This is a genomic window from Streptomyces sp. KMM 9044 (assembly GCF_024701375.2).
In the GTDB taxonomy this organism is placed as follows: Bacteria; Actinomycetota; Actinomycetes; order Streptomycetales; family Streptomycetaceae; genus Streptomyces.
Genome location: NZ_CP113910.1, coordinates 5,943,006 through 5,966,337 on the forward strand (window position 1 = coordinate 5,943,006; position 23,332 = coordinate 5,966,337).

Annotated in this window: 22 protein-coding genes and 1 pseudogene; 15 read left to right on the top strand and 8 right to left on the bottom strand. The window is 71.3% G+C overall.

Features of this window, described 5'->3' with window-relative positions:
- Positions 1–11: 11 nt before the first annotated feature.
- The 3 genes from HUV60_RS26835 to HUV60_RS26845 all read right to left on the bottom strand — a co-directional run bounded on the left by HUV60_RS26835 (position 12) and on the right by HUV60_RS26845 (position 3,383).
- Complete coding sequence (locus tag HUV60_RS26835) at positions 12–1,415, bottom strand: metallopeptidase TldD-related protein (RefSeq protein WP_257849770.1); 1,404 nt, start codon at positions 1,413–1,415, stop codon at positions 12–14.
- Between the two features lie 82 nt (positions 1,416–1,497).
- Positions 1,498–3,021: a TldD/PmbA family protein gene (locus HUV60_RS26840; protein WP_257849771.1), complete on the bottom strand. Its 1,524-nt coding sequence runs from the start codon at positions 3,019–3,021 to the stop codon at positions 1,498–1,500.
- Positions 3,022–3,182: 161 nt separating this feature from the next.
- A complete protein-coding gene (locus tag HUV60_RS26845; RefSeq protein ID WP_257849772.1) occupies positions 3,183–3,383 on the bottom strand; it encodes a DUF397 domain-containing protein in 201 nt (66 codons plus the stop codon).
- Positions 3,384–3,774: 391 nt separating this feature from the next.
- Here HUV60_RS26845 and HUV60_RS26855 point away from each other — a divergent pair, with 391 nt between their 5' ends.
- The 5 genes from HUV60_RS26855 (at position 3,775) to HUV60_RS26875 (ending at position 6,587) form a co-directional block, all read left to right on the top strand.
- Positions 3,775–3,960 carry a hypothetical protein gene (locus tag HUV60_RS26855; protein ID WP_257849773.1) on the top strand — a complete coding sequence of 62 codons (186 nt, stop codon included), beginning with the start codon at positions 3,775–3,777 and terminating at the stop codon, positions 3,958–3,960.
- 5 nt (positions 3,961–3,965) lie between these two features.
- Positions 3,966–4,361 carry a PIN domain-containing protein gene (locus tag HUV60_RS26860; RefSeq protein WP_257850273.1) on the top strand — a complete coding sequence of 132 codons (396 nt, stop codon included), beginning with the start codon at positions 3,966–3,968 and terminating at the stop codon, positions 4,359–4,361.
- 148 nt (positions 4,362–4,509) lie between these two features.
- The gene (gene fabG, locus HUV60_RS26865; protein WP_257849774.1) at positions 4,510–5,214 is read left to right on the top strand and encodes a 3-oxoacyl-[acyl-carrier-protein] reductase; all 705 of its coding nucleotides are present in this window, start codon (positions 4,510–4,512) and stop codon (positions 5,212–5,214) included.
- 5 nt (positions 5,215–5,219) lie between these two features.
- On the top strand, positions 5,220–5,987 hold the full coding sequence (fabI, locus tag HUV60_RS26870; RefSeq protein ID WP_257849775.1) for an enoyl-ACP reductase FabI: 768 nt from the start codon (positions 5,220–5,222) through the stop codon (positions 5,985–5,987).
- Between the two features lie 180 nt (positions 5,988–6,167).
- Positions 6,168–6,587, top strand: coding sequence for a hypothetical protein (locus HUV60_RS26875; RefSeq protein ID WP_257849776.1), 420 nt, complete (start codon positions 6,168–6,170; stop codon positions 6,585–6,587).
- Here the strand turns inward: HUV60_RS26875 and HUV60_RS26880 are convergent.
- Complete coding sequence (locus tag HUV60_RS26880; protein WP_257849777.1) at positions 6,565–7,257, bottom strand: FadR/GntR family transcriptional regulator; 693 nt, start codon at positions 7,255–7,257, stop codon at positions 6,565–6,567. The two genes, HUV60_RS26875 and HUV60_RS26880, sit on opposite strands and share 23 nt — an antisense overlap.
- A gap of 70 nt (positions 7,258–7,327) precedes the next feature.
- On the opposite strand from HUV60_RS26880, the pseudogene HUV60_RS26885 reads away from it, so the two are divergent.
- The 3 genes and pseudogenes from HUV60_RS26885 to HUV60_RS26895 all read left to right on the top strand — a co-directional run.
- Positions 7,328–8,725: pseudogene (locus HUV60_RS26885) on the top strand (CynX/NimT family MFS transporter); the annotation flags it as partial.
- Between the two features lie 103 nt (positions 8,726–8,828).
- On the top strand, positions 8,829–8,945 hold the full coding sequence (locus HUV60_RS26890) for an SGM_5486 family transporter-associated protein (protein WP_257850274.1): 117 nt from the start codon (positions 8,829–8,831) through the stop codon (positions 8,943–8,945).
- A 444-nt stretch (positions 8,946–9,389) separates the two neighbouring features.
- Positions 9,390–9,908: a SixA phosphatase family protein gene (locus HUV60_RS26895; RefSeq protein WP_257849778.1), complete on the top strand. Its 519-nt coding sequence runs from the start codon at positions 9,390–9,392 to the stop codon at positions 9,906–9,908.
- 100 nt (positions 9,909–10,008) lie between these two features.
- On the opposite strand, the gene serB is transcribed toward HUV60_RS26895, so the two are convergent.
- Both serB and HUV60_RS26905 read right to left on the bottom strand, forming a co-directional pair.
- Positions 10,009–11,217 (bottom strand): phosphoserine phosphatase SerB, encoded by a 1,209-nt coding sequence (gene serB / locus HUV60_RS26900; protein ID WP_257849779.1) that lies wholly within the window; start codon positions 11,215–11,217, stop codon positions 10,009–10,011.
- A gap of 311 nt (positions 11,218–11,528) precedes the next feature.
- Complete coding sequence (locus tag HUV60_RS26905) at positions 11,529–13,289, bottom strand: streptophobe family protein (RefSeq protein WP_257849780.1); 1,761 nt, start codon at positions 13,287–13,289, stop codon at positions 11,529–11,531.
- 306 nt (positions 13,290–13,595) lie between these two features.
- Between HUV60_RS26905 and HUV60_RS26910 the strand changes: the two genes are divergently transcribed.
- Positions 13,596–16,106, top strand: a complete 2,511-nt coding sequence (locus tag HUV60_RS26910; RefSeq protein ID WP_257850275.1) for an ABC transporter ATP-binding protein/permease — start codon at positions 13,596–13,598, stop codon at positions 16,104–16,106.
- A 106-nt stretch (positions 16,107–16,212) separates the two neighbouring features.
- Here HUV60_RS26910 and HUV60_RS26915 read toward each other — a convergent pair whose 3' ends face one another.
- A complete protein-coding gene (locus HUV60_RS26915; protein WP_257849781.1) occupies positions 16,213–16,956 on the bottom strand; it encodes a transglycosylase SLT domain-containing protein in 744 nt (247 codons plus the stop codon).
- 461 nt (positions 16,957–17,417) lie between these two features.
- On the opposite strand from HUV60_RS26915, the gene HUV60_RS26920 reads away from it, so the two are divergent.
- The 3 genes from HUV60_RS26920 to HUV60_RS26930 all read left to right on the top strand — a co-directional run bounded on the left by HUV60_RS26920 (position 17,418) and on the right by HUV60_RS26930 (position 19,652).
- Positions 17,418–18,605 (top strand): GAF domain-containing sensor histidine kinase, encoded by a 1,188-nt coding sequence (locus tag HUV60_RS26920; RefSeq protein ID WP_257849782.1) that lies wholly within the window; start codon positions 17,418–17,420, stop codon positions 18,603–18,605.
- Complete coding sequence (locus tag HUV60_RS26925) at positions 18,598–19,239, top strand: response regulator (protein ID WP_257849783.1); 642 nt, start codon at positions 18,598–18,600, stop codon at positions 19,237–19,239. The genes HUV60_RS26920 and HUV60_RS26925 overlap by 8 nt, the downstream gene beginning before the upstream one ends.
- A 167-nt stretch (positions 19,240–19,406) precedes the next feature.
- Positions 19,407–19,652, top strand: coding sequence for a chaplin (locus HUV60_RS26930; RefSeq protein ID WP_269441238.1), 246 nt, complete (start codon positions 19,407–19,409; stop codon positions 19,650–19,652).
- 99 nt (positions 19,653–19,751) lie between these two features.
- Here the strand turns inward: HUV60_RS26930 and HUV60_RS26935 are convergent, their stop codons facing one another.
- Positions 19,752–20,540, bottom strand: coding sequence for a hypothetical protein (locus HUV60_RS26935; RefSeq protein WP_257849784.1), 789 nt, complete (start codon positions 20,538–20,540; stop codon positions 19,752–19,754).
- A gap of 151 nt (positions 20,541–20,691) precedes the next feature.
- On the opposite strand from HUV60_RS26935, the gene HUV60_RS26940 reads away from it, so the two are divergent.
- The 3 genes from HUV60_RS26940 to HUV60_RS26950 all read left to right on the top strand — a co-directional run bounded on the left by HUV60_RS26940 (position 20,692) and on the right by HUV60_RS26950 (position 23,228).
- Positions 20,692–21,489: an ABC transporter ATP-binding protein gene (locus HUV60_RS26940; RefSeq protein ID WP_257849785.1), complete on the top strand. Its 798-nt coding sequence runs from the start codon at positions 20,692–20,694 to the stop codon at positions 21,487–21,489.
- 187 nt (positions 21,490–21,676) lie between these two features.
- A complete protein-coding gene (locus tag HUV60_RS26945; RefSeq protein WP_257849786.1) occupies positions 21,677–22,108 on the top strand; it encodes an NfeD family protein in 432 nt (143 codons plus the stop codon).
- Between the two features lie 169 nt (positions 22,109–22,277).
- Entirely contained in the window at positions 22,278–23,228 is a 951-nt protein-coding gene (locus tag HUV60_RS26950) for an SPFH domain-containing protein (RefSeq protein WP_257849787.1), read from the top strand.
- Positions 23,229–23,332 lie beyond the last annotated feature (104 nt).

The following is a 23,332-nucleotide window of genomic DNA, read 5'->3' on the forward strand; positions in this document are numbered from 1 at the left end:
CGCCTACGAGGCTATACGCCCTGGCTGACGGAACTCATATTGAATTCGGGGACCCGCAGCGCGGGCATCGCGGCCCTGGTGAACCAGTCGCCCCACTCCCTGGGCAGCGTCTTCTCCGTACGCCCCGCCTCCGTGACCCGGCCCAGCAGGTCCACCGGCGACTCGTTGAACCGGAAGTTGTTGACCTCGCCGACGACCTCGCCGTTCTCGACGAGGTAGACACCGTCCCGGGTCAGCCCGGTGAGCAGCAGGGTCGCCGGGTCCACCTCGCGGATGTACCACAGACAGGTCAGCAGCAGGCAGGGCCCACGGTGCTCCGTGGCCGCGACCATCTCCTCCAGGGAGCGCTCGCCGCCGCCGTCCAGGATCAGGTTGTCGATCGCCGGCGCCACCGGCAGCCCGCTGAGGCCCGCGCTGTGCCTGCTGGTGGTCAGCCGGTGCAGCACACCGTCGCGTACCCAGTCGGTGGCGCTCAGCGGCAGCCCGTTGTCGAACACGGACTGGTCGCCCCCGGAGGAGTGCGCGATCACGAACGGGGCCGACTCCAGCCCCGGCTCGGTGGGGTCGCTGCGCAGGCTCAGCGGCAGCCCGGTCAGCCGCTCGCCGACCCGGGTGCCGCCGCCCGGCTTGGAGAACACCGTGCGGCCCTCGGTCGCGTCCCGGCCGGAGGCCGACCACAGCTGGTAGATCAGCAGGTCCGCGACGGCGGTCGGCGGCAGCAGCGTCTCGTACCGGCCGGCGGGCAGCTCGAGCCGCCGCTCGGCCCAGCCCAGCCGCATGGCCAGCTCGGCGTCGAGCGCCGCCGGGTCGACGTCCTTGAAGTCCCGCGTGGAGCGGCCCGCCCACGCCGAGCGGGTACGGTCCGGCGACTTGGCGTTGAGCTCCAGCGTTCCGCCCGGCTGGTCGTGCCGCAGCCGCAGTCCCGTGGATGTGCCGAGATAGCTGGACACCAGCTCGTGGCTGGCGAAGCCGTACAACTCCCGCCCGCCCGCACGCGCGCGTGCGAACGCCTCCCCGAGCGCCGGCGCGAAGTCGGTGAACACGGCGGACGACGTCTCCGTGGGCGCCTCGGCGAACCCGGGGGACTCGGCCACGCCCGTGACCAGCGGCTGGGCGTCCTCGGCGGGGCCGGCACCCCGCGCGGCGGCCTCGGCGGCCCGCACCAGGGGCTCCAGTTCGTCGACCGTCACCGCGGACCGGGACACCACGCCGGACGCGGTGCCCTCCCGGCCGTCCACGGTGGCCATGACGGTGAGCGTGCGCCCGCGCGTGACACCGTTCGTGGTGAGCGAGTTGCCCGCCCAGCGCAGATGGGCGCTCGACTGCTCGTCGGCGATCACGACACAGCCGTCGGCCCGGGACAGCGCGAGAGCGCGCTCGACGATCTCGTACGGCTTGCTGGTGCGCGCGCTCATCGACCCGCCTCCTGCGTGGTGTTCAGGCTGTGCTGTCCCGGGGGGCGTCCCCCGGACCCCCGGCCGAGTGCGACACTGCCCCTCATCGACCCGCCTCCTGCGTGGTGTTCAGAATGTTCACGCCCTTGAAGAGGGCGGACGGGCAGCCGTGCGAGACCGCCGCGATCTGCCCCGGCTGGGCCTTGCCACAGTTGAAGGCGCCGCCGAGGACATAGGTCTGCGGGCCGCCGACCGCCGCCATGGAGCCCCAGAAGTCGGTGGTCGTGGCCTGGTAGGCGACGTCCCGCAGCTGTCCCGCCAGCCGACCGTTCTCGATCCGGTGGAAACGCTGCCCGGTGAACTGGAAGTTGTAGCGCTGCATGTCGATGCTCCACGACCGGTCACCGACGACGTAGACACCCCGCTCCACGCCCTCGACCAGATCCTCGGTCGACATTCCGGCCGGATCCGGCCGCAGTGACACGTTGGCCATGCGCTGCACCGGCACATGCCCGGAGGAGTCCGCGAACGCGCACCCGTTGGACCGTTCGAACCCGGTCAGCCTCGCGATCCGCCGGTCCAGCTGGTAGCCGACCAGCGTCCCGTCCCTCACCAGGTCCCAGGACTGCGCCTCGACGCCCTCGTCGTCGTACCCGACGGTCGCCAGTCCGTGCTCGGCGGTGCGGTCGCCCGTGACGTTCATCAGCTCGGAGCCGTAGCGCAGCGTGCCGAGCCGGTCGAAGGTGGCGAAGGAGGTGCCGGCGTAGGCGGCCTCGTAGCCGAGGGCCCGGTCCAGCTCGGTGGCGTGCCCGATGGACTCGTGGATGGTCAGCCACAGGTTGGACGGGTCCACGACCAGGTCGTACAGGCCCGGCTCGACGCTCGGCGCGCGCATCTTCTCGGCCAGCAGCCCGGGAATCCGCTCCAGCTCGTCGTCCCAGTCCCAGCCGGTGCCCGTCAGGTACTCCCAGCCACGCCCCACGGGCGGCGCGAGGGTGCGCATGGAGTCGAACTCACCGCTCGACTCGTCCACGGACACCGCCGTGAACACGGGGTGGAGCCGCACCCGCTGCTGCGTGGTGACAGTCCCCGCGGTGTCGGCGTAGAACTTGTTCTCGTGCACGGTGAGCAGTGAGGCGTCCACGTGGTCCACCCCGCGCGCCGCCAGCAGCCGCGCGCTCCACTCGGCCAGCAGCCCGGCCTTCTCCGCGTCGGGTACCTCGAAGGGGTCGAGGTCGTACGACGACACCCAGGTCCGTTCGGCGTGCACCGGCTCGTCCGCGAGCTCGACCCGCTCCTTCGACCCCGCCGCCCTGATCACCCGGGCGGACAGTTTCGCCATCGCCACGGCCTGCGAGGCGACCTTGGCGGCTGCGTCCGGGGTGAGATCCACGCCGGACGCGAAACCCCACGTCCCGCCGTGCACCACGCGCACCGCGTACCCCAGGTCGGTGGTGTCCGACGACCCGGCCGGCTTGGCGTCCCGCAGCCGCCAGGACGCGTCACGCACCCGCTCCAGCCGGAAATCCGCGTGTTCCGCACCGAGCGACCGCGCCCGCGCGAGCGCGGCGTCGGCGAGAGGGCGCAGGGGGAGCGTCAGAAAGGACTGATCGACTTCATGGGGCACAGCTGGGAGATCCCTTCGGGCGCTTGCCTGTGGTGACCGTCGGAGGCAGTGAACCATGTCCCGCTCCCCTGGCTCCTCCGGAAAGGCTGGTGGCGCAGATCAGCGGGCGGGTACGGGAACAACTCCCGTACCCGCCCGCTGATACCACGTACGACGCGAACTCAGCCGTCCGGAGACGCGTCGGCCGCGAGCGCCGCGAACGCCGCCCAGGCGGTCGGTGCGACGACGAGTGGACGGACGCGCTTGTCCTTGGAGCCACGGATGCGGACGGCCTCGGGGCACACGGCGACCTCGACGCAGTTGTCACCCTCGCCCCCGCTGTAGCTGCTCTTGAACCAGCGCAGCTGATCAGTGGTGCTCATCGTGCTCCTCGCATCTGTTCCAGCAGGCTCACGGCAGCCCGGCCTCCGCCACCGTCGCCCTTGTCGTGGCCGAACGCGCCGCCAACGCGGTCCTCCCCGGGCGCGACTTCGGGCTGCGGCTCACCTGCGACCGGACCGCGGGACTCGTCCGTGTCGAGATGGCCGACGCCCATCCGGCGCACCCGGAGCTCCCCGAACCGGCGGGCCGGCCCGCCGCGGACACCGAAGGCGGAATGCAGGTACCTTCACAGGTTATGCACCCATAACCCGGCTGCCGTGAGAGGAGTGCGGTGCGGGCACCATCTCCGTCCGGGAGTTCTCGTACAACCCCAGCGCGGTCTTCGCCCGGGTCGAGAAGGGCGAGGCGATCGAGGGCACCCGGCACGGCAACGTGACCGCGGTCCTGTCCCCGGCCGGCGGCCCCATGGAGCGGTACGCGCACCTGGTGGCGCAGGGGAGGGTCAAGCTGAAGCCGGTCACCACCGCCGACCGGCATGACATGCCGCACCCCGAGGTGGCGGAGGACGCCGGCCCTCGGGCGCTGCTGCTGGCCGAGTGCGAAGAGGACGACCGTTGACCTACGTGGACACCTCGGCGCTGGTCACACGGATGACCCGGCGCAACCACGGGGGAGCGTTGGACGCCTCCCCTCAGCAGCGGGTCACGGAGCCGCTCGCCACGAGCACGCCCTGCTTCACGGAGACCGTACGAACCCTGGACCTCATGGAGCACTTTCCCAAGGCCATGGAGGCCATGGAGGCCATGGACGCCCGGATCACCGAGGTCCTCCTCGCCCGCGAGGTGCGCGACGGAGCCGCCTTGCTGGTCGGACGCCTGAGGGTGCTGGACGCGGTCCACGCGGCCGGCGCGCTCTCGCCGCGGGACGGCCCGACCGCCCTGGTGACCTACGACCGCGGGATGCTCGAGACCGCTCGCGCCGAAGGACCGTCCGCTCACGCACCCGGTACGGCGGACTGAGAACCGGGCGTTTCTGTAGGGATCCGACAGTGGGGCCCATCGGCCACTGTCGGTGCCCCAATGTCCTTCGATGCGCTCCGACCGATAGGTTTTCGGGGAAGGCGCCTGTGCCGCAGGGGCTCCAGACCGCTATCGAAAGGGTGATCCGTTGAGCCGCTCGGTTCTCGTCACCGGAGGCAACCGGGGCATCGGCCTCGCCATCGCCCGCGCGTTCGCCGATGCCGGTGACAAGGTCGCGATCACGTACCGCTCGGGGGAGCCGCCCAAGGGCTTCCTCGCCGTCAAGTGCGACATCACCGACTCCGAGCAGGTGGAGCAGGCCTACAAGGAGATCGAGGCCCAGCACGGCCCGGTCGAGGTGCTCGTCGCCAATGCCGGCATCACCAAGGACCAGCTCCTGATGCGCATGTCCGAGGAGGACTTCACCTCGGTCGTCGACACCAACCTCACCGGCACCTTCCGAATCGTCAAGCGCGCCAACCGCGCCATGCTGCGTGCCCGTAAGGGCCGGGTCGTCCTGATCTCCTCGGTGGTGGGCCTGGCCGGCCAGGCGGGGCAGGCGAACTACGCCGCGTCCAAGGCCGGCCTGGTCGGCTTCGCGCGCTCCCTCGCCCGTGAGCTGGGCTCGCGCAACATCACGTTCAACGTCGTCGCGCCGGGCTTCGTCGACACCGACATGACCAAGGTGCTCACCGACGAGCAGCGGGCGGGCATCGTGTCGCAGGTGCCGCTCGGCCGGTACGCGCAGCCCGAGGAGATCGCCGCCGCGGTGCGGTTCCTCGCCTCGGACGAGGCCTCGTACATCACTGGAGCCGTCATTCCCGTTGACGGCGGACTGGGAATGGGTCACTGAACGACATGAGCGGAATTCTCGAGGGCAAGCGCGTCCTGATCACCGGCGTGCTGATGGAATCCTCCATCGCCTTCCACACGGCCCGGCTGGCCCAGGAACAGGGCGCCGAGATCATCCTGACCGCGTTCCCGCGGCCCACGCTGACCGAGCGCATCGCCAGGAAGCTCCCCAAGCCCACCAAGGTCATCGAGCTCGACGTGACCAACGAGGAGCACCTGGGCCGTCTCGCGGACGTCGTGGGCGAGGAGCTCGGCGGCCTCGACGGCGTCGTGCACTCCATCGGCTTCGCGCCGCAGGACGCGCTGGGCGGCAACTTCCTCAACACGCCGTTCGAGTCGGTCGCCACGGCCATGCACGTCTCGGCGTTCTCCCTGAAGTCGCTGACCATGGCCTGCCTCCCGTTGATGCAGAACGGCGGCTCGGTCGTCGGTCTCACCTTCGACGCGCAGTACGCCTGGCCGCAGTACGACTGGATGGGCCCGGCCAAGGCCGCCCTGGAGGCGACCAGCCGCTACATGGCGCGTGACCTGGGCAAGCAGAACATCCGCTGCAACCTGATCTCGGCGGGCCCGATCGGCTCCATGGCCGCCAAGTCCATCCCGGGCTTCGGCGAGCTGGCCTCGGTGTGGGACCACCGGGCCCCGCTGGAGTGGGACCTGAAGGACCCGGAGCCGGCCGGCCGCGGGGTCGTCGCCCTGCTGAGCGACTGGTTCCCGAAGACCACGGGCGAGATCGTCCACGTGGACGGCGGGCTGCACGCCGTCGGCGCGTAGCACCCGGGAGCGGCCCCCTCAGAGGTCGCCGAGGGCCCGTACCCGTGAGGGGTGAGGGCCCTCGGCCGTGTCACCCGGCCGGCTCAGCACAGCGGGCGGGATCCGGCGGAAACAGGGCATTGTGAAGTACGCGTCCGCCGCGTGATCCCCCCTCCCCAGCACGGCCGAGGAGGCCCCCTTGTGCGCTTCTACCGCCTGGCCTCGATGACCGTCGCCGTCGCCGCGGGCGTCGGACTCGTGCCGATCCTGTCGTGCGACGCGATGCCGTACGACGCGATGCCGTACGACGCGATGCCGCACGCGCACGTGCACCCTGCCGACGTGGGGTCGGGCGACGCCGGGTCGAAGGACGCGGCGGCCGACGATCCGTTCGGTGCCGCCTGCCGCATCGGGGTCGACGGGTCCTGGGTGACCGCGTACTGCCACAACCCCTATCCGGACACCGACCACGTACGCCTGCACATCGAGTGCCTCCGCTGGTGGGACCTCGACAGCGACAGCCCCCCGGTGGCCGCCGGACCCGCACAGACCGTACGGCTCGCCGGACGCTGCTGGGACGAGGTCGGGACGGCGTGGATCAGCCACCGGAAGGCGGGCTGACGCGCCCCGGACGGCACACGAACGGGTAGGCGGCGGCCTCCTCGGCCGCCGTCGCCGCGTCACCCGCGCGGATCGCCTCCAGCAGCCGCGCGTGGTCCATGTGCGTCTCGGGGGTCAGCTCCTGGCCCACGTCGTCGCGCAGCCGGTCCCGCAGCACCTCGCTCAGGTCCGCGTACAGGGCGATCAGCACATCGTTGTGGGACGCGGCCACGACGGCGAGGTGGAAGGTGGAGTCCGCCGCCACGAACGGTTCCGCCGCACCCGACGCCCAGGCCTCCTCGCGGCGCAGCAGCAGCGTGTCGAGCTGCCTGAGGTCCTTCCCGGTGCGCCGCCGGGCGGCCAGCCGCGCCGCGGACGCCTCCAGGGTGGAGCGCAGTTCCGCGATGTGCCCGGGGTCGGCGTCGGCGAAGCGGCGGTGCATCACACCGGCCAGCTCGCTCGTGGCGACGACATACGTGCCCGAGCCCTGGCGGATGGCCAGCAGCCCGTTGTGCGCCAGCGCGCGGACGGCCTCGCGGACCGTGTTACGGGCCACCCCCAGCTGCTCGACCAGCTCAGGCTCGGTCGGAATACGGGAGCCGACCGGCCACTCGCCCGAGGAGATCTGGGCGCGCAGAGCGGCGATGACCTGCTCGGACAGTGCGGAACGACGGAGATGGCTCAGGGGCATGACACACCTTCGCACGATGGAGACCTCGGGCGCCGTCTCGGACATGGACAACCAATCATCCCATGATTCTATGACAGGCCTCATGGTTGGTGAGGAACTCCGGACGGTCACGTCCACGACGGCGTGCACGGCGTCTCCGGCGCCCGACGGCACGGAGCCCGACGACAGGGAGGCGGGTGGGACCGGACGGTCCGGCACGCGCGTGTGGACGATGCGGCTGCTCGTCGCCGGCATCGTGGTGGCGGCGCTGAACCTCCGCCCCGCCATCACCAGCCTCGGGGCACTGCTCGAGGAGACCCGTACCGGGCTCGGCATGAGCGGCACCATGGCCGGGCTGCTCACTTCCGTGCCCCCGCTGTGCTTCGCCGTCCTCGGTGTCACCGCCCCGCGGCTGGCCCGACGCTTCGGGCCGGGTGCGGTGGTGTGCGCCGGTATGGCCGCCATCGGTACCGGTCTGCTGATCCGTCCGTTCACGGGGAGCACGGCGGGTTTCCTGGCGGCGAGCGCCCTCGCGCTCATGGGCATCGCCGTCAGCAACGTCCTGATGCCGGTCGTCGTCAAGCAGTGGTTCCCGGACCGGGTCGGCTCCATGACCGGCCTGTACTCCATGGCTCTCGCCCTCGGCACGGCCCTGGCCGCCGCGGTGACCGTGCCGGCGACCGAGGCGCTGGGCGGGAGCTGGGAGTCGGGACTCGCCCTGTGGGCCGTGCTCGCCACGGCCGCCGTACTGCCCTGGCTCCCGTTCGTGGGTGAGCGGGGCCGGGCGCCTGCGGAGCGGACGCCCGCGCGGGAGCGGCGTGGGACGGGACGGCACACGCGGGGAGGGGGTGGACCGGGGCGGCAGGTGTCCGGACAGCACCCGTCACGGGAGCAGGAGCCCGCACCCGAGCTGCGGATCACCCGCAGCCGGACCGCCCGGGCGCTCGCCGTCTTCTTCGGACTCCAGGCGACCGCCGCCTACATCACCATGGGCTGGATGGCGCAGATCTTCCGGGACGCGGGCGTCACCGCGAGCACCGCCGGGCTGCTCCTCGCGCTCACCATGGTGATGGGAGTGCCGCTCGCCTTCGTCATCCCGCGCGTTGCCACACGGCTGCCCCGGCAGGGCCCGATCGTGGTCGTGCTCGGCACGAGCGGCCTGATCGGATACGCCGGGCTGTACTTCGCGCCCGCCGCCGACGCCCTGGCCTGGGCGCTGCTGCTGGGCATTGCCCACTGCGCCTTCCCGCTCGCGCTCACCATGGTCGGGATGCGGGCCAGGTCCGGCGCGGGAGTGGCCAAGCTGTCGGCCTTCGCACAGAGCGCCGGCTATCTGATCTCCGTCCCGGGTCCTCTCCTGGTGGGCGTCCTCTACCAGTACAGCGGCGGCTGGGGACTCCCCCTCGCACGCATGTCCGCCCTGCTGATCCCGCAGATGATCTCCGGCGTGCTGGCAGGCCGCGCCCGCACGGTGGAGGACGAGGCGGCCCCCCGCCGAGCCCGCGGCCTTCCGCTTCTCCGCGCCCTCGCACCCGCCCACCCCGACTCACCCCGGCGCACATCGAACCGTCGGCGGGTGCGAGACTTGCCCCATGCCCGTCCTCGACCCGAACCCCCAGAACGGCCGGAAGAAGATGCTGCTAGTCTTCGGCGCGTTCTTCGCCATCTTCATCGTCATCGGCGTGATCGCGAGCATCCTGGCGCCGTGACACCCCGCCGTCCCGGCCGGGGGTTCGTGGGGGTGCCGGCACTCCCATCCCCTAGGGGGCCGGGCTCAGGGGCAAGTGGGTGGGTCGCCGGATGGGTCGACGGCCCGGAAGTACATACCTTCGAGATGTGGCCGCGAGACGCGGACACGGATCCCTCGGAGAGTGGAGGCCCCATGTCGACGCGCACGCACACCCGGCCCCACCCGGTCTCCCGGGGCGGCGTCGACACCCGGCTGCCGTGGTGGGCCCTCGCCCTGCCCACGCTCGCCTTCGTCGCGCTGCTCACCCTGATCCTGACCGCCGCCGACGCGCACGCGACGGCCGCCGAGCCCGGGATCACCCACCTCATCGAGCGGGCACAGCAGCCCGTATCCCGCTGAGCACCCCGGAAGCGGCCTTCAACTCCCTGCGCCCCATGGCCTGTTTCATGCGAAGCTGGGTCACATGAGCGTCGCAGAACCCCGCAGGATCGTCCTATTCCGGCATGCGAAGGCCGACTGGCCACCGGTGACCGACCACGAGCGCCCGCTCGCCGAGCGCGGCAGGATGGACGCCGCAGTCGCCGGGCGCAAGCTCGTCGACTCCGCCATCGCCTTCGATCTGGCCCTGTGCTCCACCGCGACCCGGACCCGGGAGACGTGGAAACTCGCGGTTCACGAGTTCCCGCAGCGACCGAAGACCGTGTACGAGGAGCGGATCTACGAGGCCTCACCCGGTGAGCTGATCGCCCTGCTGAACGAAACCCCGGACGACGCGCAGAACGTGCTCCTCGTCGGCCACAACCCCGGCATCCAGGGAGTGGCCGAGATCCTCGCCGGATCGGCCGAGGGGGACGCGGGCGAGCGGATGAGCCGTCGCGGCTATCCGGCCGCCGCGTTCGCCGTGCTCTCCTTCACCGGTTCCTGGAAGTCCCTGGAGCCGGGCACCACCACCCTGCTCGACTACTGGGCTCCCAGCGAGTGACCCCCGCGGCATGACGACGGGACCCGGCACCGAGGGCGTGGACCGGATGCCGGGCCCCCTTCCGCAAGGACACCGGACAGGCCCTGACCCTTCGCGCGGCTCAGTCCAGGTCGAGGACGTCCGCCGCCTCGACCTCTTCGCGCGTGATGCCCAGCAGGTACAGGACGGTGTCCAGGAAGGGGAAGTTCACCGCGGTGTGGGCGGCCTGACGTACCACCGGCTTGGCGTTGAAGGCGACCCCGAGCCCCGCCGCATTGAGCATGTCCAAATCGTTCGCGCCGTCGCCGATCGCCACGGTCTGCGACAGCGGAACCCCCGCTGCGGCGGCGAACCGGCGTAGCAGCCGCGCCTTGCCCGCCCGGTCCACGATCTCGCCCGTGACCCTGCCGGTCAGCTTCCCGTCGGCGATCTCCAGGGTGTTGGCATGGGCGAAGTCCAGCGCCAGCCGCTCCTTCAGATCGTCCGTGACCTGGGTGAACCCCCCGGAGACCACCCCCACCTGGTAGCCGAGTCGCTTCAGCGTGCGGACCAGGGTGCGGGCGCCCGGCGTCAGCCGTACCTCGCTGCGCACCTTGTCCACCACGGAGGCGTCCAGCCCCGCCAGCAACTGCACGCGTGCGTGCAGCGACTGTTCGAAGTCCAGTTCACCACGCATCGCCGCCTCGGTCACCTCGGCGACCCTGTCCTGGCACCCGGCGTGGGCGGCGAAGAGCTCGATCACCTCGTCCTGGATGAGCGTGGAGTCCACATCCATGACGACCAGACGCTGAGCCCGCCGGTGCAGTCCGGCCGCGACGACGGCGACATCCACCCCGAGCTTCGCCGCGTCGGTCACCAGGGCGGTGCGCAGCGGCTCCGTCTCCACCCCGGACACCGCGAACTCCACCGCGGTCACCGGGTACTTGGCGAGTCGGAAGACACGGTCGATATTGGCGCCGGACCGGGTGATCCGCGTGGCGATCGCCGCCGCCGTCTCGGCGGTGAGGGGGTGGCCCAGCACGGTGACCAGGGAACGGCCGAGCCCGCGCGGGCGGTTGTCCCCGATGCCGGAGATGATCTCCGCCTGGAGCTTCATGGACTCCGCCCAACTGTGGACGGTCGCCCGCAGACTGCCCTCCATGCCCTGCGTCGGCTCGGTCACGAGCGCGCACAGCACGATCCGGCCACGCGTGACGACCTGCTCGATGTCGACCACATCGACGGAGTAGGCGGCGAGAGTGTCGAAGAGACCGGCTGTGATGCCCGGCCTGTCCTTGCCGAAGATCTTGACAAGAAGCGTGGGAACGTCCGAGGTCTGCGATGCGCTCATGGTGTTCCCACCGTATCCGGCACGCAGTGCCCCGCGCGCCCGAGGTCCGTCTGGCGGACAGCGAACTCTCGGCGTCGCCCAGGTGTCCCGGACCTTGCGCGCCCGGGTGCCGCCTCCCTCGCGGTCCTTCCCGCCGGCCTCACCGCCCGCCACCGGGCCTGCGCGGTGCCGGGGGAGGAGGCGGCCCCTCGTCCGGCCACAACGGCGACCGCCTCCCGGCCGACGGCCCAGAGCCGTGCCCGGAACCCCGCCGGCCGCCTCGGGCCGGCCGCCTCGGGGCCGGCCACGTGGAGGCGGCTCGACGGGACGGATCAGGGGGGCGCGCCGGAGACGTCGTCGTCCGGCCCGCCCGGGAACCCGCCGTTCCGGGGAGGCTCGTCCGCCGTCCGGCCGGGCGGCCGTATGTCACCCGGTGCCGGTGCCGGTGCCGGTGCCGGTGGCGGGCCGGGCCGCTGCCGCCCTTCCCCGGCCGGACGCGCGTCCTGCGGCTCCCGCAACTCCTCCGGCACGGCCAGATACGGATTGGTGCCCGGATTCGGTGGCCGGTACGGCACCCCCGGCACATACGGCCCGGCTCCCGCCCCGGACCACGGCCCGCTCTCCGCACGGCCGACAGCCCCGGCGCCCCACACGGCCTCCGTCCTCCCCGCACCCACCGCGACTCCCGTGCTTCCCGCGCCCTTCCCGGTCCGAACCCCCTCCCGAGCCGAGGCCGCCGCCCGCGCCAGTGGCGCCGCCCGCCGTCCCACCGCTCCGCTCACCCATGCCAGCAGCGCCCCCGAGGCACCCGCGCCCGCACCCCAGGCGGCCCCCAGGAGCAGTGCCATGCCGAGGTTCCCGTGCAGTTCGACGCCCGCGCCGAACGCCTCGAAGCCGAGCACGGACAGCGAGGCGCCCGCCGACACCTCCGTCAGCCGGACGAGCAGCATCAGGGCCAACGCCGTCGCGCACCCCAGCCGCAGCGCACACCGCCCGGCGAACGCCGCCGGGCCCCCTTCCCGTACGGCGCCCGCACCGGCCGCCACCTCCGGCGGCGTCCGCACCGCGGCCAGCACGCCGGCCAGCAGCATCATCACCGCGGCCGCCACCCCCAGCAGCCACACCCGCCCGTCGAGCTCGGCCAGCCGGGCCAGCGTGACCGGCCGGTCAGAACCCGTGCGCAGCAGGTCGTCCACGGGATACGGCAGAACACCGGGCAGCGCACCCGTCCCGCGCCCGTCCCAAGGCACGAACAGTCCGATCGGGACGCCGAGCCACACCCCGTTCGGCGCGCCCAGCAGCGCGGCTCCCGCGATCCGCCGGGGATGGTCGTCGCCGATCGCCGCGTACCCCGACGCAGCGAGCCCCGCGGCCACCGCCACCAGCCCCACCACGACCAGGGCGGACGCGGGGGGCCGTACGACACGGTGCACGGCGTCCCAGCCGCGTGGCAGCGGAGTGCGCCGGGACGCCAGCAGCGCGACGGCCAGGACGCCGGCCGCCCAGCCCAGACCGCCGAGCAGTGTCGGCACCGTGTCGACGGTGAACCCGACCGCCGCCTGCGCCTCGACGAGGTCGCCGATCCGGTCCGGCAGCAGACCCTCGGCGTCCCCGAGGTCACCCAGCCCCGGAATCTCCAGCCCGCCACCGCCACCGCCACCGCCCGGCAGGTCGTCCAGACCCAGCGCGCCCCCGTCGAGCGTCACGACGTCGCGTCCCGCCCACACCAGTCCGCCCGACATCGCCACGAAGAACGCCACGACCGTGCCCGCGCGGGCGACGAGTTCGGCCGGTGGCACCACGGCGCCCGCCGCCCGCAGGGACCGTAGGAAGAAGTACGACAACAGCAGCGCACCGGCCAGACCCACTCCCAGCGGGGCGACCTCGACGGCCGTGCTCGCCTCCGCGCCCGACAACCCGAACGCCGACACGTGGCCGGACGGGGTGACCGAGCCGCCGGCCGCCAGCGCCACCACCGCCGCCGTCATCGGCCCCAGCGAACCCGCCGAGTCCGCGTCCAGCAGCCGCAGCCCCAGTGCCGCCGTCCCCGCCATCCCGATCAGCGCCCAGCTCACCGCGGCGATCGCGGACATCACGACGTCCACCCACGGCACACGCGTGTCACACTCTGCGGTACCGACGCCCGTGGCAGCGTTCACGGCAGCCCCCCGATCCGCTCCGCGGCGAGGTGGCCGCGCATGTCCCCCTCGCGTGGATTACCACTTTCCGGCCTGGTTTCAACCCCGTCAACGGCGGCGCCGAGAGCATCCGGGCGTCCGCTTCGCAAGGCCCGGCTTTCGGTCAGGGGGCCGAGCCTGAAATAGTTCCCCCCCGATGTTCGACATCCCTAGACTCCCTGCGATGGGGGAAATTCGGGGGACAACTCAGTGGGGCATGGAGTGCCGGAACTCGTACTGGAATCAAACGGACGGACCTGGACGCTCGATCCGTCCAGGTCGTACACCCTGGGACGTGATCCGCAGGGGGATGTCGTGGTGGACGAGGCCAGGGTGTCCTGGCGTCACGCCACGATCAGCTTCAACGGCCGCAACTGGGTCGTCGAGGACCGTGGCAGCACCAACGGCACGTTCGCGCAGGGCCAGCGGATCCACCATCTGGAGATCAGCTCCGACACGGAGCTGAACCTGGGCAACGCGACCGACGGGCCGCGCGTGACCCTGACCGGCGCCGCGGCCCCGGCCGCCTCGACGCAGGCACAGCCGCAGCAGCAGCCGTACGCCGCGCAGGGGGTACAGGGGGCGGACCCGGGCTGGGTACAGCAGGGACAGCAGCAGGCGCGGGCCCAGGGCGGCTGGCAGCAGCCGCCGGTGCCGCACGTCCCGCAGCAGCAGGGCCCCGGTGGCGCGGCGGGGGCGCCGCCGGTGTACGGCGACCGCAGTCCGACCACGTTCCACCAGTTCTCACTCGGCCGCGTGATGCGGATCGGCCGTGCGCTGGAGAACGACCTGGTCGTCTCCGACCTGCAGGTCTCCCGCAACCACGCCGAGTTCCACTCGACGCCCGACGGCCGCATGGAGATCCGCGACCTGGGCTCGCACAACGGCACCTACGTCAACGGTATGCCGATCGCCAAGGGCGGCACGCAGCTGCTCGGACCGACCGACATCGTGGGTGTCGGCCACTCGACGTTCCGGATCGTCGGCGACCGGCTCGAGGAGTTCGTCGACACCGGTGAGGTCTCCTTCTCCGCCCGGCACCTGACCGTCACGGTCGACGGCGGCAAGCAGATCCTCAAGGACGTCTCCTTCGGTGTGCCCGAGAAGTCGCTGGTCGCGGTCATCGGCCCGTCCGGCTCCGGCAAGTCGACCCTGCTCAAGGCGCTCACCGGGTACCGGCCCGCCGACCGGGGCGAGGTTCTCTACGACAACCGGAACCTCTACAAGCAGTTCGCCGAGCTGCGCCAGCGCATCGGTCTGGTCCCGCAGGACGACATCCTGCACAAGGAGCTGACCGTCAAGAGGGCGCTCAAGTACGCGGCCAAGCTTCGCTTCCCGGCCGACACCACGGCCGCCGAGCGCGACGCCCGCATCGACGAGGTGCTGCGCGAGCTGAAGCTGGACATCCACAAGGACAAGAGGGTCACGTCTCTCTCCGGCGGCCAGCGCAAGCGCGTCTCGGTGGCGCTGGAGCTGCTCACCAAGCCGTCGCTGATCTTCCTGGACGAGCCGACCTCGGGCCTCGACCCGGGCATGGACCGCGATGTCATGCAGCTGCTGCGCGCACTCGCCGACGACGGGCGCACCGTCCTCGTCGTCACCCACTCCGTGGCGGAGCTGGCGATCTGCGACAAGCTCCTGGTGATGGCGCCCGGTGGCTCCGTCGCCTACTTCGGTCCGCCCGAGGAGGCACTGAACTTCTTCGGTTACGACACCTGGGCCGACGTCTTCTCCGCCTTCGAGAACTACCGCGACTACGACTGGGCGGGCCGCTGGAAGGGCTCGCAGCACTACCAGATGTACGCCGCGGACATCGACGCGGTCGCGCCGCAGTCCGTACAGGTCCCGGCGATGCAGGCCATGCGGCCGCCGAAGCCACAGGGCTGGATGTCGCAGTTCGTCACACTGGTACGCCGCTACGTCTCGGTGATTGTCTCCGACAAGGGCTTCCTCGCCCTGACGGTGATCCTTCCGGCCGTGCTCGGCGCGGTCAGCCTCCTCATCGACCCCGACAGGGGGCTGCTGCCGAACGAGCCCAACGCGGCCGGCCGGATCATTCCGAACGGCACGGCGACCACGGTCCTGCTGATCCTCGCGGTCGGTGCCTGCTTCGCCGGCGCCGCGAACTCCGTACGTGAGCTGATCAAGGAACGGGTCATCTACGAGCGGGAGCGCGCGACCGGCCTGTCCCGCTCGGCCTATCTGATGTCCAAGGTGTTCGTGCTCGGCATGGTCACCGTGCTGCAGGGCCTGATGGTCGGCGTCATCGGGTTCTCCAGCAGGGAGCTTCCCGAGGAGGGGCTGGTCCTCGGCGGCTTCACGCTGCTCGAGCTGTCCATCCCGATCATGGCGCTGGGCTTCACCTCGATGATGTTCGGCCTGATCATCTCCGCGCTGGTGAAGACCGCCGAGAAGACCATGCCGCTGCTGGTGATGTTCGCGATCATCCAGGTCGTGTTCACCGGCTGCCTGTTCGCGCTGCACGGCGCGGTCGGCGTCAACCAGTTCTCGTTCCTGATGCCGTCGCGCTGGGCGGTCGCCGCCGCCGGTGCCACGCTGGACTTCAACAGGATCAGCCCGCCGGAGACGCCGGGCGACACCGATCCGCTGTGGGAGCACACGGCCGGGGCCTGGTTCATGGACATGGGCGCGCTCATCGCCCTCGGTGTGATCTGCGGCTTCTTCGTGGCCCGCTTCCTGCGCCGCCACGAGCCCGAGGTCATGCGCAAGTGAAGCCCTGGGCATGCGCATGTGAGGTACGTACGCCGAAGGGCGGCACCCCGGTCACGGGGCGCCGCCCTTCGGCGTACGTGTTCGCGGGAAGAGGTCCGCGCCGACCTCAGTACGCGCTGTTGACGTTGTCCATGGAGCCGTACCGGTCCGCCGCGTAGTTGCAGGCGGCGGTGATGTTCGCGACCGGGTCGTAGATGTTCTTCGACGTGCCCGGGACGTGGTACGCCGAGAACGTCGGCGGGATCACCTGCAGCAGCCCCTTGGAGGGGATGCCGTTCTGGGCGTTGATGTCCCAGAGGTTGATGGCCTTCGGGTTGCCCGAGGACTCCCGAATGATGTTGCGGTGGATGCCCTCGTACGAACCCGGGATACCACGCTTCTTCATGATGTCCAGGGACTCGCGGATCCAGCCGTCGAGGTTGTCGGAGTAGCGCTTCTGGGCGGGCTTGCCGCTGTCACCCCGCGGGCCGTCCCACTGACGGTCGCCGGAGCGGCCTGCCCGGTCGCTCTCGCGCTCCCGCTCGGCCTTCTTCTTCGCGGAGGCCGCCTCGGCCTTCTTCTCGGCCGCCGCGTCGGCGGCGGCCTTCTTCTTCGCGGCGATCAGCTCGCTCTTCACACCGGCACCGGCCAGCTGGTCGGTGACGGTGCCCTTGACGTCCTTGATCGGCTCGGTGCTGTAGGCGATCCGTGCGGTGGGGACCGCCTCGCTCGCGGTGGTCGTCGACGCGTCGCTCGGCGTGGCCGAGAATCCGATGGCCGCGGCGCCGACGGCGGTGACACCGGCGGCGACGACCTTGTGATGGCGGTTCAGAGCACGGGCGTGCCCACGGATGAGGAAGTTCTTCGACATGGGTGGGGGACCTCTTCGAATAGCGCGGAGGTCGCTCAACGTCCGGTGGGGCCAGTGGTCGTTCCGGCACGAACGCGGTGGGGGGAGAACCCACGGCGCTGAGCGACGGGAGCCATTCTTAGCGGCCGCAAAATGGCGAGGCAAAGGTGTGACGTACGAAGTCGGGTAGTGGATCAGGGGTGCGCATGCCGGGCGAATCGGACTATACGCCCGGATTGTGTGTCGGTTATGTATCTCCTATGCGTGTTCGTACGTGATGTGCATCCTGTGTCTGGCCTCATACCCGACGTCCCCTCCCCTTACGGAATGTTGCTGGAGCAAGTCGCTCTGTGAGGGGTTTCGGCCGGCGGTCCGGCCGGCGGCGGCTCCCGGTACGCCGGGGGGTCCTACGACCTCCGGTCCAGGTCGTCGCCGTCGCCGGACGGATCCGTGGCGCCGGAGCCCGCCGGTACCGTGAGGACATGAGCCACGGTCCCCCGTCAGGTCTCGCCGCGGTGAGCACCGCGCTGCTGGCCATGAGCAGGCACCTCGAGGTGCGCGACGTCCTCAAGACGATCGTCGCCTCGGCCCGCGAACTGCTCGACGCGCAGTACGCCGCACTCGGCGTCCCCGACGACCACGGCGGCTTCGCCCAGTTCGTGGTCGACGGCGTCAGCGACGCGCAGTGGAAGGCCATCGGTCCCCTCCCGCGCCAGCACGGCATTCTCGCCGCGATGCTGCGCGAGGACCGGCCCCAGCGCCTCGCCGACGTGCGCAGGGACTCCCGCTTCGAGGGCTGGCCCAGTGCCCACCCCGATCTGGTCGACTTCCTGGGCCTGCCCATCCGTGACGGCGACGAGGTCATCGGAGCCCTCTTCCTCGCCAACAAGCTGAGGCCTGTCAAGGGACATCCCGCGCAGGCCCCGGGCGGTCCCGGTCCCGCGCAGACGGGCACCTGCGGATTCACCCAGGACGACGAGGACGTACTCGGCATCCTGGCCCAGCACGCCGCGATCGCCCTCACCAACGCCCGGCTCTACGAGCGCAGCCGCGAACTGACCATCGCGGAGGAACGCTCCCGCCTTGCCCACGAGCTCCACGACGCCGTCAGCCAGAAACTGTTCTCCCTGCGGCTCACCGCCCAGGCGGCCGTCCGCCTGGTGGACCGCGACCCGTCCCGGGCCAAGGGCGAACTCCATCAGGTCGCCTCCCTGGCGGCCGAGGCCGCCGAAGAGCTGCGCGCCGCGGTCGTCGAGCTGCGCCCCGCGGCCCTCGACGAGGACGGTCTCGTCGCCACCCTCCGCACCCAGGTCCAGGTCCTCGACCGCGCCCACAGCGCGCACGTGACCTTCACCGGCCACGGCGCGCGCGCCCTGCCGGCCACGCAGGAGGAAGCGGTGCTGCGCGTCGCCCAGGAGGCGCTGCACAACGCGCTGCGGCACGCGGAGGCCGGCCGTGTGGACGTCATCCTGGAGCGCCGGAGCAGCGGCGCCGTCCTGCGGGTCACCGACGACGGCAAGGGCTTCGACCCGGGGATCATCCGCCGCGCGGGACGCCACCTCGGCCTGGTCTCGATGCGCGACCGGGCGAGCGGGGCCGGCGGCAGCCTGACCGTGGAATCGGCGCCAGGCAGGGGCACCACGATCGAGATGGAGGTTCCCGGTGGCTGACGCGATCAGGGTGCTGCTGGTCGACGACCACCAGGTGGTCCGCCGGGGCCTGCGCACCTTCCTGGAGGTGCAGGACGACATCGAGGTCGTCGGGGAGGCCGCGGACGGCGCCGAAGGAGTCGCCCTCGCCGACGAGCTGCGGCCCGACGTGATCCTGATGGACGTCAAGATGCCGGGCATGGACGGAGTGGACGCCCTGCGCCGGCTCCGTGAACTGGACCACCCCGCGCGCGTGTTGATCGTCACCAGCTTCACCGAGCAGCGCACCGTGGTCCCGGCCCTGCGCGCGGGCGCCGCCGGATACGTGTACAAGGACATCGACCCCGACGCGCTCGCCGGCGCCATCCGTTCCGTCCACGCCGGGCACGTCCTCCTCCAGGCCGAGGTCGCCGGTGCCCTGCTGGCCCGGGAGGAGAGTCACTCGGGCCAGGGCCGCGCCGGGTCGCTCACGGAGCGGGAGTGCGAGGTGCTCGGCCTCATAGCGGACGGCCGCTCCAACCGGGAGATTGCCCGCGCCCTGGTGCTGTCCGAGAAGACCGTGAAGACGCACGTCTCCAACATCCTGATGAAACTCGACCTGTCGGACCGCACCCAGGCCGCCCTGTGGGCCGTACGCCACGGGTTGAGCACGTGATGTGCGACGCGCCGTGACGTTCGGGGCCGGGCGGATGGTTCCCCTCCGGTCTGAGATTCATACTGTCGTGGGAATGCCTCCCGGATGGCGCATCCTTCTCCGGCCCCCGCCGTTGTTCCGTACGTACTGCGGCGCCTGCCGCGGTGACCGCGAGGAGGGCTCGGAAAGTGAAGAACCTGAAGAAGATGGCGGCCGTGACGATGATGGCCGGCGGACTGCTCGCCGCCGGTACGGGCGTGGCCTCCGCCACCGACGGCGCGCACGCCGGCGGCAAGGCCGTGGGCTCCCCGGGCGTCGTCTCGGGCAATGTCATCCAGGTCCCGGTCGACGTCCCGGTCAACGTCTCCGGCAACAGCGTCAACGTGATCGGTCTGCTGAACCCCGCCTTCGGCAACACGGCGGTCAACGGCTGACGCCTGTCACCGACCCGGTGACGACCCCGGCCTCCCGGCCCCGCCCGGGAGGCCGGTCGGCGTTGTCGGCGCGGCCGGGACCACCGGGTCGACCAGCGCTCACCGCACGCCCCGCTCCCGTTCCTCCACCACGGAGTTGTAGGCCGCGACCTGCGCCCGCCGGGCCGTCCGCTCCACCGGCCGCAACGCCTCCCCGCGCACCGCCATCTCCGACGCGCTCACCGCGGCCCCGTGCCCGTTCGTACGGGCCAGTGTGACCAGCTCCCCGACCCGCTGCGCCAGCTCCAGCACTCGCACCGCCCGCGGCGGGTATCCCGGCGCCAGTACCTGACGCCCTGCCTCCGCCCGCGCCCGGTAGGCGTCGATCGCCGCCTCGGCCACCGGCCCCGACCCGGTCAGGTCCAGCCGCGTCAGGACCTCGGTCGCCTCCCGCAGCGCCTCCGCCAGCTCCCGCTCCGCCTCGCCGAGCGAGGGCACATCGGCGGCCGGCGCCTCCCGCACCGGCAGACAGTGCCAGACGACCTCCACATGCACATCACCCTCGGGTCCGGCCTCCCGCACCCGGGGCACCAGCCCGAAGGCGGCCCCGTGACCCACCACCGCCTCCCCCGCCTCCAGCGCCCGCGCGTTGAACTCCGGCGGCCCGCTCAGCCCCAGCGGATGCCCCGGCGCGGGCAGCGCGATCCGCAGCCCGGTCGCCCCGAGCGCCCGCAGCCGCCCCAGCGCCAGCGTGAGGCCCACCGGCGCGGACTCGCCCGGCACCCCCTCCACCCGGTGCACCGCGTCGTCGCCGACGACGGCGAGCACGGCGTCGTCCGGTGAGACAAGACCGGCAACAAGGGCATTTCCCCATGCGGTGAGACGTCCTGAACGTGGTTCCGAGAGCATGCCCCCACCCTAAGGACCGGACCGAGGGGATGTCCGGGCCGACCGGTGGCGTAGATTTCATGAAGGGCTGCGCCCACGGGCGCAGCGGACCGACCACAGGTGCACGACACAGCCGGGACCCGGCCACACTGCAAGGGGAGACAACGCGCTCATGAGCGATGTTCTGGAGCTTCAGGACGTATCCGTGGTCCGCGAGGGCCGGGCTCTGGTGGACCAGGTCTCCTGGTCGGTCAAGGAGGGCGAGCGCTGGGTCATTCTCGGTCCCAACGGCGCGGGCAAGACCACCCTCCTCAACATCGCCTCCAGCTACCTGTTCCCCACCGCGGGCACCGCCACCGTCCTCGGCGAGACCCTCGGCGCCCCCGGCACCGACGTCTTCGAACTGCGCCCGCGCATCGGCATCGCCGGGAACGGCATGGCGGACAAGCTCCCCAAGAGCCAGACGGTCCTGCAGACCGTACTGACCGCCGCCTACGGCATGACCGCCGGCTGGCAGGAGGAGTACGAGGAGATCGACGAGCAGCGCGCCCGCGCCTTCCTCGACCGTCTTGGCATGTCCGAGTTCGTGGACCGCAGGTTCGGCACCCTCTCCGAGGGCGAGCGCAAGCGCACCCTCATCGCCCGCGCGTTGATGACCGACCCCGAGCTGTTGCTCCTCGACGAGCCCGCCGCCGGCCTCGACCTCGGCGGCCGCGAGGACCTCGTACGCCGCCTCGGCCGCCTCGCCCGCGACCCGATCGCCCCCTCCATGGTCATGGTCACGCACCACGTCGAGGAGATCGCACCCGGCTTCACCCACGTGCTGATGACCCGTCAGGGCAAGGTCCTCGCCGCCGGACCACTGGAACTCGAGCTCACCTCCCGCAACCTCTCCCTCTGCTTCGGCCTCCCGCTGGTCGTGGAGCAGGTCGGCGACCGCTGGACCGCACAGGGCCTCCCGATGGCCTGACGGCCGGGGTTCGGCACCTGCGGCCCGAACCCGCCCTGCTCCGGGGGAAATCGGCGGAGAACCAGGGAGCCGGTCCCGGGGCCCCGGGACGCGCCGCGATACGTCCGCCTCAAGAACCGGGCCGAGAAAGCCTGTTCGCACCCCGGGCGCTCTGTCGGTGACCGGGGCGCGGTCCTATCATGACCATGTGGACATCGACGCATGGCTCTGGTGGCTGATCGGCGCGGCAGTACTCGGTATCGCGCTGGTGATCACCGCGATGCCCGAACTCGGCATGCTCGCGGTGGGCGCCGTCGCCGCCGCGCTGGTCTCCGGAATTCTCGGTGGCGGCGCCGTGGCCCAGGCAGTGGTCTTCGCCGTCGTCTCGACCGCCCTCATCGCCGTCGTACGGCCCATCGCGAAGCGACAACGCGCAGACCGCTCCCAACACGCCACCGGCGTGGACGCCCTGAAGGGCAGACAGGCCGTCGTGCTGGAGCGGGTCGACGGCTCCGGCGGCCGGATCAAACTGGCCGGTGAGGTGTGGTCGGCACGCGCCCTCGACTCCGGCCATGCCTATGAAGTCGGCCAGGAGGTGGACGTCGTGGAGATCGAGGGAGCCACGGCGATCGTCATGTGACCGTGCGACCTGCGCGAACGACCTCGTACGACGTGTTCCCACAGGACCACAACTGGACCGAACAGCGAGCGAGTTGTACTACGGTCTGGCAGACTCGACCAGCAAGATCTTCAACAGCCGTAAGATCTTCCGAAGGCGCCGAGGCGAAGAAGGGTACGGGGAACCGACGATGGAACCGGTCATCATCGTTCTGATCATCCTGGTGGTGCTGGTTTTCATCGCCCTGATCAAGACGATCCAAGTCATTCCGCAGGCGAGCGCCGCCATCGTCGAGCGCTTCGGCCGCTACACACGCACACTCAACGCGGGCCTCAACATCGTCGTCCCGTTCATCGACACCATCCGCAACCGGATCGACCTGCGCGAACAGGTCGTCCCGTTCCCGCCCCAGCCGGTGATCACCCAGGACAACCTGGTCGTCAACATCGACACCGTCATCTACTACCAGGTGACCGACGCGCGTGCCGCGACCTACGAGGTCGCCAGCTACATCCAGGCGATCGAGCAGCTCACCGTCACCACCCTGCGCAACATCATCGGTGGCATGGACCTCGAGCGCACCCTGACCTCCCGCGAAGAGATCAACGCGGCCCTGCGCGGCGTCCTCGACGAAGCCACCGGCAAGTGGGGCATCCGGGTCAACCGCGTCGAGCTCAAGGCGATCGAGCCGCCCACCTCCATCCAGGACTCGATGGAGAAGCAGATGCGCGCCGACCGCGACAAGCGCGCCGCGATCCTCCAGGCCGAAGGCGTCCGGCAGTCCGAGATCCTGCGCGCCGAGGGCGAGAAGCAGTCCCAGATCCTGCGCGCCGAGGGGGAGGCCAAGGCAGCGGCCCTCAGGGCCGAGGGCGAGGCCCAGGCCGTCCGCACGGTCTTCGAGGCGATCCACGCAGGCGACCCCGACCAGAAGCTGCTCTCCTACCAGTACCTCCAGATGCTCCCGAAGATCGCCGAGGGCGACGCCAACAAGCTGTGGATCGTCCCCAGCGAGATCGGGGACGCGCTCAAGGGCCTGTCCGGCGCCATGGGCAACTTCGGCGGCCTCGGCGGCGGTCAGGGCGGCGGCAACAGCAACTCGGGCGCCGCCACGGAGCGCCGGGAGAAGCCCTCCATCGACTGACCGGGGGACCGGCAGAATGGGAACGGCAAACGGGCGGGGCCCGCTTCCCTCGGGAAGCGGGCCCCGCCCGTACACGTACGAGAAGCGGGTTTTAGGCCGCGGGC